This window comes from Streptomyces sp. NPDC058335, assembly GCF_042723915.1.
Taxonomy (GTDB): domain Bacteria; phylum Actinomycetota; class Actinomycetes; order Streptomycetales; family Streptomycetaceae; genus Streptomyces.
On sequence record NZ_JBHXHX010000039.1, the window covers coordinates 21361 to 30018 of the forward strand.

At 68.1% G+C, this 8658-nt stretch carries 7 protein-coding genes and 1 pseudogene; 5 read left to right on the forward strand and 3 right to left on the reverse strand.

Annotated elements, in window-relative coordinates; all coding sequences use genetic code 11:
- Positions 1-20: 20 nt before the first annotated feature.
- Together ACFWJX_RS40240 and ACFWJX_RS40245 are read right to left on the reverse strand one after the other, a co-directional pair.
- On the reverse strand, positions 21-1685 hold the full coding sequence (locus ACFWJX_RS40240) for an NAD-dependent malic enzyme (RefSeq protein ID WP_383252007.1): 1665 nt from the start codon (positions 1683-1685) through the stop codon (positions 21-23).
- A 32-nt stretch (positions 1686-1717) separates the two neighbouring features.
- Positions 1718-3457 carry a pyruvate dehydrogenase gene (locus ACFWJX_RS40245; RefSeq protein ID WP_383252009.1) on the reverse strand — a complete coding sequence of 580 codons (1740 nt, stop codon included), beginning with the start codon at positions 3455-3457 and terminating at the stop codon, positions 1718-1720.
- Between the two features lie 188 nt (positions 3458-3645).
- Between ACFWJX_RS40245 and ACFWJX_RS40250 the strand changes: the two genes are divergently transcribed.
- A complete protein-coding gene (locus ACFWJX_RS40250; RefSeq protein WP_383252011.1) occupies positions 3646-4560 on the forward strand; it encodes a LysR family transcriptional regulator in 915 nt (304 codons plus the stop codon).
- A gap of 317 nt (positions 4561-4877) precedes the next feature.
- Here ACFWJX_RS40250 and ACFWJX_RS40255 read toward each other — a convergent pair.
- Positions 4878-4985 (reverse strand): annotated as a pseudogene (locus ACFWJX_RS40255) (hypothetical protein); the annotation flags it as partial.
- Positions 4986-5078: 93 nt separating this feature from the next.
- On the opposite strand from ACFWJX_RS40255, the gene ACFWJX_RS40260 reads away from it, so the two are divergent.
- From ACFWJX_RS40260 to ACFWJX_RS40275, 4 genes are all read left to right on the forward strand, one after another.
- Complete coding sequence (locus tag ACFWJX_RS40260; protein ID WP_383252013.1) at positions 5079-5237, forward strand: hypothetical protein; 159 nt, start codon at positions 5079-5081, stop codon at positions 5235-5237.
- Positions 5238-5433: 196 nt separating this feature from the next.
- Positions 5434-5937: a MarR family winged helix-turn-helix transcriptional regulator gene (locus ACFWJX_RS40265; protein ID WP_383252015.1), complete on the forward strand. Its 504-nt coding sequence runs from the start codon at positions 5434-5436 to the stop codon at positions 5935-5937.
- A 227-nt stretch (positions 5938-6164) separates the two neighbouring features.
- Positions 6165-7265, forward strand: a complete 1101-nt coding sequence (locus ACFWJX_RS40270) for a homogentisate 1,2-dioxygenase (RefSeq protein ID WP_383252017.1) — start codon at positions 6165-6167, stop codon at positions 7263-7265.
- Complete coding sequence (locus tag ACFWJX_RS40275; protein ID WP_383252019.1) at positions 7258-8430, forward strand: hypothetical protein; 1173 nt, start codon at positions 7258-7260, stop codon at positions 8428-8430. The genes ACFWJX_RS40270 and ACFWJX_RS40275 overlap by 8 nt, the downstream gene beginning before the upstream one ends.
- Positions 8431-8658 lie beyond the last annotated feature (228 nt).

The window sequence follows — 8658 nt, forward strand, 5'->3', positions numbered from 1 at the left end:
AGGTGGGCGAGGGCAGTCCGTCAGGACACCGGAAAGGACGCGTATCGAGGTGTCCACTGCGTCGCCGAGATCGCGTCGCGCAGCTCGGCCTCTGTGGCCTGGGGCGCCACCCCGTCCTCGACCGCGGCCTTGGCCACGGCCAGGGCGATCTCGCGGGCCGCCTCCCGCATGCCCGCCAGCGGTGGCAGCAGCGGGGTGGCCCCGTCCGTGCCCGCCCGCACCGCGCACTCCCCCACGGCCCGCGCCGCGGCCACCATCATGCGGTCGCTCACCCGGGAGGCCCGGCAGGCGGCCACGGCCAGCCCGACGGCGGGGAAGACGTAGACGTTGTTGGCCTGAGCGACCGGCACCTCTCGCCCGTCCAGCTTCAGCGGCGGAAAGGGTGAACCGGCGGCGATGAGCGCCCGGCCGTCGGTCCAGCGGGCGAGGTCGGCGGGCTCGGCCTCGGCGTTCGAGGTGGGGTTGGACAGCGGCAAGATCACCGGCCGGTCACAGGCGTCGGCCATCGTCCGCACGATCTCCTCGGTGAACGCGCCGTGCGCGGTGGACAGCCCGATCAGCACCGTCGGCTTCACCTCGCCCACGACCTGCGCCAGATCGCGCGCACCCCACTGTCGTACCTCCGCGTCATCGCGCGCGTAGACCTGCTGCTCGGGAGTGAGGTCGGTGCGGGAGCGCACCAGCAGGCCGTCGATGTCGACGAACCAGAAGCGGTCGGCCGCCTGCTGCTCGGAAAGGCCTTCCTCGACGAGCGCGGTGCGGATCATGTCGGCGACCCCGATCGCCGCCGACCCCGCGCCGAGGACCACGACGCGGTGGTCGGTCAGCCGCGTCCCGGCGACCTTCGTGGCGGTGCTCAGCGCGCCGAGTGCCACGGCCGCGGTGCCCTGGATGTCGTCGTTGAAGGTCAGCAGCCGGTCCTGGTAGCGGCCGAGGATCGGGCGGGCGTGCGCGGTCGCGAAGTCCTCCCACTGAAGGAGGGTTCCGGGGAGCTCGGCCTCCACGGCGGACACGAACGCCTCGATCATCTCGTCGTAGGCGTCCCCTGTGACGCGATGCTGCCTGCGGCCCAGGTAGTGCTCGCCGGCCAGCAGTTGCTCGTTGTCGGTGCCGGCATCGAGCAGGATCGGCAGGGTGCGCGCCGGGTGGATGCCGCCGATGGCGGTGTAGAGGCTGAGCTTGCCGATCGGGATGCCCATGCCGCCCACCCCCTGGTCGCCCAGGCCCAGGATGCGCTGGCCGTCGGTGACGACGATGACGTCGACATCCGGGTTGGGCCGGTTGCGCAGGATCTCCCGGAAGCGGTGGCGGTTCTCGTACGTCAGGAACAGACCGCGCGGCCTGCGGTAGATCTCGCTGAAGCGCCGGCACGCCTCGCCGACCGTCGGCGTGTAGACGACCGGCAGCATCTCCTCCAGGTGGCGGGTGAGCAGGTCGTAGAAGAGCACCTCGTTGGTGTCCTGGAGCTGGCGCAGGTAGATGTGCCGGTTGAGCGGCTTGTCGTACGCGAGGAACGCCTCGTACGCCCGGTCCGCCTGCTCCTCAAGGGTCTCCGTCGCAGGCGGCAGCAGCCCGTCCAGGCCGAGTTCGGCGCGTTCTTGCGGGCTGAAGGCGGTGCCCTTGTTGAGCAGCGGGTCGGCGAGCAGGGCCGCCCCTCGGACACGGTCCGGGTTGGTAGAAGTCATGATGTTTCCTCACAGGTGCGTGGTGAGCGGGTTCAGGGGCGGGGGATGTTGCGCAGGTTGGCGCGCGCGAGGTCCAGCATCTTGCCGACCCCTCCGTCGAGCACGGTGCGACCTGCCGCGAAGGCGAATCCCTTCACCTGGCCGGCTGAGATGTGCGGCGGGATCGACAGCGCGTTGGGGTCGGTCACCAGGTCGACCAGGAAGGGTCCGTCGTGGGCGAAGGCCTGCTTGAGGCCGGCGGTGACATCCTCGGGCCGTTCGATGCGGATCGCCTCGATGCCCGCGCCGCGGGCGATCGCCGCGAAGTCCACCGGCCCGTGGTCGGTCTCGTACTCGGGGAGTCCTTCGACCAGCATCTCCAGCTTCACCATGCCGAGAGAGGAGTTGTTGAACACGATCGTCTTCACCGGCAGGTCGTGCAGCTTCACCGTCAGCAGTTCGCCCATCAGCATGCCGAGTCCGCCGTCGCCCGACATCGAGATCACCTGGCGGCTCGGGTAGGCGGACTGCGCGCCGATGGCGTGCGGCAGCGCGTTGGCCATGGTGCCGTGCAGGAAGGAACCGATCACCCGGCGCCGCCCGTTGGGGGTCAGATAGCGGGCCGCCCAGACGTTGGACATGCCGGTGTCGACGGTGAAAACGGCGTCGTCGGCGGCGAGTTCGTCCAGGACGGAGGCCGCGTACTCAGGGTGGATGGGGATGTGCCGCTCGACGTTGCGGGTGTATGCGCCGACCACGGTCTCCAGGGACTTGGCGTGCTTGCGCAGCATGCGGTCGAGGTAGGAGCGGTCCCGCTTCGTCTCGACCAGCGGCAGCACCGCGCGCAGCGTCTCGCGTACGTCGCCGTGAACGCCGAGGTCCAGGACCGTACGACGGCCGAGGTGCCCGACCTCGTGATCGACCTGCACCGTCTTCGCCTGCGGCAGGAAGTCGTTGTAAGGAAAGTCCGTACCCAGCAGCACGACCAGGTCGGCCTCGTGCATCGCGTCATAGCAGGCCCCGTAGCCCAGCAGTCCGCTCATGCCGACGTCATAGGGGTTGTCGAACTGGATCCACTCCTTGCCGCGCAGCGTGTGCCCGATGGGGGCGGCGGCCTTCTCGGCGAGTGCCATGACCTCGGCGTGCGCGTCCCGGACTCCGGCGCCGGCGAACAGCATCACCTTCCGCGCCGCGTTCAGCTTCTCCGCCAGTGCCTGCAGCTGCGTGTCCGGCGGAAGGACGCGTCCGCGCTCGGTGACCAGGTCGCTGGTGCCGGTCGGGTGGGTCGCCTGGGCGTGCGCGACGTCGCCCGGGATGACGAGCACGGACACCGCGCTGTGGCCGAGGGCGCGCTGCAGAGCGATCCGCAGTACGCGGGGCATCTGCTCGGGGGTGCTGATCATCTCGCAGTAGTCGCTGCAGTCGGTGAACACGCGCTCGGGGTGCGTCTCCTGGAAGAAGCCGGTGCCGATCTGATGGGACGGGATGTGTGAGGCGATCGCCAGCACCGGTGCCCCGGAGCGCTGCGCGTCGTACAGGCCCTGGATCAGGTGGGTGTTGCCGGGACCGCAGCTTCCCGCGCACACCGCGAGTTTGCCGGTCAGCTGTGCCTCCGCGGCGGCGGCGAGGGCCCCGGCCTCCTCGTTGCGTACGTGCACCCACTCGATGCCGTCGGTGCGCCGTACCGCGTCGACCACCGAGTTCAGGCTGTCGCCCACCACTCCGTAGATCCGCTCCACGCCCGCCTGGCGCAGGATGTCCACCATCTGCTGGGCTACGGTCAGGTTCCGCATCTCCGGATCCCTCCTCGTGGGCTCACGCCCGTGTCATGCGGCTCGTGACCGCTGTTGAATTCAGTTGACGCATCTATCATGAAGGCTATTAGTTGACACGTCCATCATGGGCTTGGGTCGTCCATGCGTCCAATAGCCGTTCATGGTGTTATCCATGTCGTAGCGACATGGATGAGAGGATCGCCCTCATGGATCTGCAGGCCCTGCGCTGGTTCCAGGCGGTCGCCGACGGAGAGACCGTCACGGAGACCGCCCGCCGCGCCACCATCACCCAGCCTGTCGTCACCAGGACCCTGGCCCGATTGGAGAAGGAGGTCGGCGCCCCTCTGCTGCACCGCAACGGCAGACGGCTGCAACCTACACCCGCGGGAAGCCTGTTCAAGGAGTACGTCGACACCGTGCTGGCCCGGTGGGACGACGGGTTGCGAGCCGTCTCGGACTTCGTGGCGCCCGACACGGGCGTAGTGCCGCTGGGGTTCATGCACACCTACGGCACCTGGCTGGTGCCCGAGCTGATCAGCGGCTACTGCCGGGTCCACCCCGGCGCCCGGTTCGACCTGCGCCAGGACGCCGACCCCGCGCTCATCGACACCCTGCGCGCCGGCGTCGTGGACCTCGCCGTCACCGGGCCGGCCCCCGATGTGCCGGGCCTGCGCTGGCGGCCGTTGCTGACCGAGCCCCTGCTGCTCGCGGTCCCGCCCGGACACCGGCTCGCCGGTCGCGAAGACGTCCGGCTCGCCGAGGTCGCCGACGAGCCGTTCGTTGTGCTCAGGACCGGCATGGGGCTGCGCACCTTCGTGGCGGAGGCCTGCCGGGAGGCGGGGTTCGCGCCGCGCATCGCCTTCGAGGGCGACGAGGTCGCCACCCTGCGGGGTCTGGTCGGCGCGGGACTGGGAGTCAGCCTGCTCCCCCGCCAGCAGCAGGCCCCGCCGGAGGCCGGCGGCCGGGGCGGCGCCGGTCAGGGCGAGGCCGCCGTACCTCTGATCCCGGTGACCAGCCCCGAGTGCAGTCGGCAGATCGGCCTCGCCTGGTTCACAGACCGCCCGCTGCCGCCGGCCTCGCGCGCCTTTCGGGACCATGTGCTGCGCGCATGGCCGGGGTGAGGGAAGAGGTACGGCGATACGGCCGTATCCTGCGACCGAACTGATCGCCGTAGCTGTCGCGCCGACCACCCCTTGCCGACGGGTGCGCCCGTTCGCATCAGCCGAACCAGCCTGTCAACTACAACGTCTTCTACCGACATGCCGCGGAGAACATTGCCTCCTGCGCCGCTGGCGAGCCGATTCGCGTCATGAAGTGACCTCGGCGCCTCACTGTTCGGCGCGTCGGCGCAGCGGACGCGCTTGCCCCAGTCCCAGCTGGGCACAGACAACAGAGCAACCTCGATGTGCAGCCGATTCTCGGTGAGCGGGTGGCCAAGCAGTTCCTCGGCGTTGTGCATCCGATAGTGCACGGTTTTCTTGTGGACGTGCATACGGGACGGGTACCCACGGCGCGACGTCCGCCCGTCGAAGGTGACGGACCTCATGGCTCACGTCGGCGGTACGACCGTCGAGGTCCTCACGCAGCCAGTGCTGCTGTTGTCCAAGAACCCCTACTCGCGACCGTCGGCGCCGCCCCGATGACCCTCTTGTACTTCTTCATCACCTTCACGGCCCCGACGGCGGTGCCGCTGGAGTGGGACGTCCTGTTCGGACATCTGTCGGTCTTCCTGCTTTTCGGATACCTCGCCTGGGGCGTCCTCGGTTGCCCGGGCCTGGGACGACTACGGCATAGGTGACTTGTCTTTGTGGCCGACCGTCGGAATCGCCGCCGCCCGAGCCCGCGCGAGCCCCGTGTCGAACCGTCTGACGGGGACACGTCTCTTTTCAGTCGAGCCTTGAGAGAAAATCACACGAGGGCAGGAAGGCGCAAGGGCGCGCTCGATGTGTGAACCTGCTTCTCCCTCTGCCGACTCGACAGAAACGTAGAACATCATGACGCCACGTAACCGGTCGCGCACGGCCGAACACCTCGCCCAAAAGCACTTGCAAGCAGGCCTGGTCTCCGAAGCGGGCTACGTCCGGATGCTCATCGCGGTGAACCTGCAACGCATGTACATGCAGATGGCGACGAGGTCGGATGCCTACCACCGGCAATACGGTTGGTCGTGGGCCGGCTTCCGACTGCTCGCCATCCTGTGGAGCGAGGGCGATCTGGAGATCAGGCACCTGGCGGAGCTGTCCATGTCCACCCGCGCCGCGGTCAGCAGCGCCGTGAACAAACTGGAAGCGGCCGGGGTGGTGCGGCGTAAGCCCGACCCGAACGATCGGCGACTGGTCGTCGTACAGCTCACCGACGCCGGCCGGGTTCAGATGGAGCCCGCGATGAAGGGGCAGATCGCGCTGGAGGAGGAGTTGCTGAGCTCCCTCCGCCCGGAGCAGCAGCGCCAACTCATGGAACTGCTCTGGACGGTGACCGACGCCGTCGACACCCAGTGACGGCTGGCGTCATACAGCCGTGAGCTGGGCTCTCATGCCGATGAGCCGAGGGTTTTCGAGCACTTCCCTCAACGGCATGGGGGCCCGGCGTCGAATCAGGTCATCAAGCGCTTGACGATCTCGCGGACGAGTCCTAAGGTAGTGGATACGTCAACCGGCTTGTTCAGGAGCCGCCAGCGACCATCTCGGGGCCGCCCGAAATCTCGTCGCCGAAAGGTGAGACAGTCATGCCGCAATACCGTTCGATCCATCAGGTCAAGCAAGGTCGCACACCTCTCCAGGCGCACCGCGATCTCAATGGTCTCGTCGAGGACGAGCTGAGTAGGGAAGGATTCGACGGACCCACGACGCTCTTCTACCGTCACGGGGATCCGCAGAAGTTCCGCACCGAAGGCCGTTTCCACAACACCCAGCTCGACAGCAACGTACTCAAGACGAGTGACAGCGTTTCCGCCGACGGTCTTCCCCAGCGCCTGTTCTACAACAGCGACGTTTCCATCTGGTCCAGCCGGCGGCAGGAATCCATGCCTTGGCTCTTCCGGAACGTGGACGGCGACGAAGTCTGGTTCGTCCACGAGGGAAGCGGCACTCTCGAGTCGGAGTACGGCGCACTGAAGTTCGGCGTCGGGGACTACGTGTTCGTCCCCAAGGGCGTGACTCGGCGCTGGATCGTCGACGAGCCGCTGAACCTGTTCGGCATCGAGGCCTACGGCGGTCAGCCGCACTTCCCGCACTACTCCGGCCTCGGTCAGCACGCTCCGTTCGACCCCGACCGGCTGAGGCTCCCCGTCCTCGGGGACGCCGTCACCGAGCCCGGCGAGTACCGGATCCGTATCAAGTACGACGGCGACTACTCCGACGTCATCAGCGAGACCCACCCGTTCGACGTCCTCGGCTGGAAGGGTGACCTCTTCCCGTTCGCCTTCAACATCGCGGACTGGAACGTCATCACGTCCGACACCATCCACCTGCCACCGTCGATGCACGTCTTCCTGGCGGGCCCCGGCTTCACCCTGCTCAACCTGCTGCCCAGGCCCGCGGAGTCGACCCCCGGGGTGGAGCGGGCGCCGTTCCATCACCGCAACGCCGACTACGACGAGGTCGTCATCGTCCACGGCGGCTCGGCCTTCGGCCAGCCCCTGCCGCGCGGCCTCATTGACCACGCACCGCAGGGGATCCACCACGGCTGGCCGCAGGAGGTCCATGACGCGGTCAGGGACGCCGGGGATGCGTACGACCGGATCGAGTGGGAGATCATCATGGTCGAAACCCGCAAGCCCCTCCGAGCCGACTCGTTCATCACTGAAGAGGGACAGGCCAATGCCTAGTGTCAAGCCGCAGGGCTACACGTCCGAGAGCGTCACCCTCTTCTACCCCAACAAGACGGGGAGCCGTGAGGTCTACGCGTCCTGGGACGACACGGTGCTCGTGGAGGGAACCCTCCTGGCCCGGCCCGACGTCAAGCAGGACACGGTCATCGTCTTCCTGCATCCGATGGGACCGCTGCACAACCTGCCGATGACGCAGGAACTGGCCCGCCGCGGCACCCACGTCTTCTGCGCGAACGGACGCTACCCCAACAACGACGCCGCGCTCATCATGGAGAACGTCCTCACCGACCTCGGCCAGTGGGTCCGCTACCTCAAGGAGGAACGCGGCTACGCCAAGGTCGTCATGGGCGGCTGGAGCGGCGGCGGGTCGATCGCCACCACCTACCAGGCCCAGGCCGAGAAGCCCACGATCACCCAGACCCCGGCCGGCGACCCCGTCGACCTGAGCGACCTGATCCCCGGCGACGCCGTGCTCCAGCTGTGCGCGCACATCTCCCGGGCGGCACTGCTCACCGACTCCCTGGACGCGTCGATCATCGACGAGACCAACCCGTTCCGCCGCAACCCCGATCTCGACCTGTACGGCGAGAACGCACCCAAGGCGCCCTACAGCGCCGACTTCGTCGCCGAATACCGCAACGCCCAGCTGGAGCGCAGCCGCCGCATCACCACCTGGGTCAAGGAACGGCTCGCCGAGCCCGGTCCGAACGGCGAGGCCGGGCTGAGCCTGCCCTTCACGGTCTACGGCACGATGGCCGACCCCCGCTGGCTCGACCCCTCACTCGACCCCAACGAACGCCAGGCGGGCACGTCCTTCATCGGCGTCCCCTCCGTGGTCAACAACTCACCCATCGCACTGGCCCGGTTCTCCTCACTCAAGAGCTGGCTCTCGCAGTGGAGCATCGACGAGACCAACGCGAACACCGTCAAGTTCGGCTCCCAGGTGACGGTGCCGGCCCTGCTCCTGACCGCCGGCGGCGACAACGCGGTGCCGACCACACACGCCGACCTCATCGCGAACACCCTGAGCGGAGAGGTCGACCGGCACCACCTCGTCGGGGCCAACCACTACCTCCGCAACCAGCCCGACAAACTGGCAGAAGCAGCGACCACCGTCCTGAACTGGATGGAGAACCGCGGCCTCCACACCTCCGGCGGCTGATGGCCAGCCGCAGGGAAAACCCACGGCGGCCGGCGTCGGGCGGACGACCGCGACTCCGGCCGCCGTGCTCTTTGTCAGAGCTCTCCTCCGACTTCTCGATCTTTCCGATCTTTCCCATGAAAGGCGCAGTGCGATGAGTTCCTACCGTGTGGGCATGCTGGTGCCCAGTTCCAATACGACGATGGAGACGGAAGTCCCCGAGGTCCTGCGGCGGGTGGCGGCGGAGAC

What these genes read in the sequence shown, in the direction of transcription:
- ACFWJX_RS40240 (WP_383252007.1), bottom strand. Translation starts at nt 1,685, where the DNA reads ATGACTTCTACCAACCCGGACCGTGTCCGAGGGGCGGCCCTGCTCGCC.
- ACFWJX_RS40245 (WP_383252009.1), bottom strand. Translation starts at nt 3,457, where the DNA reads ATGCGGAACCTGACCGTAGCCCAGCAGATGGTGGACATCCTGCGCCAG.
- ACFWJX_RS40250 (WP_383252011.1), top strand. Translation starts at nt 3,646, where the DNA reads ATGGATCTGCAGGCCCTGCGCTGGTTCCAGGCGGTCGCCGACGGAGAG.
- ACFWJX_RS40260 (WP_383252013.1), top strand. Translation starts at nt 5,079, where the DNA reads ATGACCCTCTTGTACTTCTTCATCACCTTCACGGCCCCGACGGCGGTG.
- ACFWJX_RS40265 (WP_383252015.1), top strand. Translation starts at nt 5,434, where the DNA reads ATGACGCCACGTAACCGGTCGCGCACGGCCGAACACCTCGCCCAAAAG.
- ACFWJX_RS40270 (WP_383252017.1), top strand. Translation starts at nt 6,165, where the DNA reads ATGCCGCAATACCGTTCGATCCATCAGGTCAAGCAAGGTCGCACACCT.
- ACFWJX_RS40275 (WP_383252019.1), top strand. Translation starts at nt 7,258, where the DNA reads ATGCCTAGTGTCAAGCCGCAGGGCTACACGTCCGAGAGCGTCACCCTC.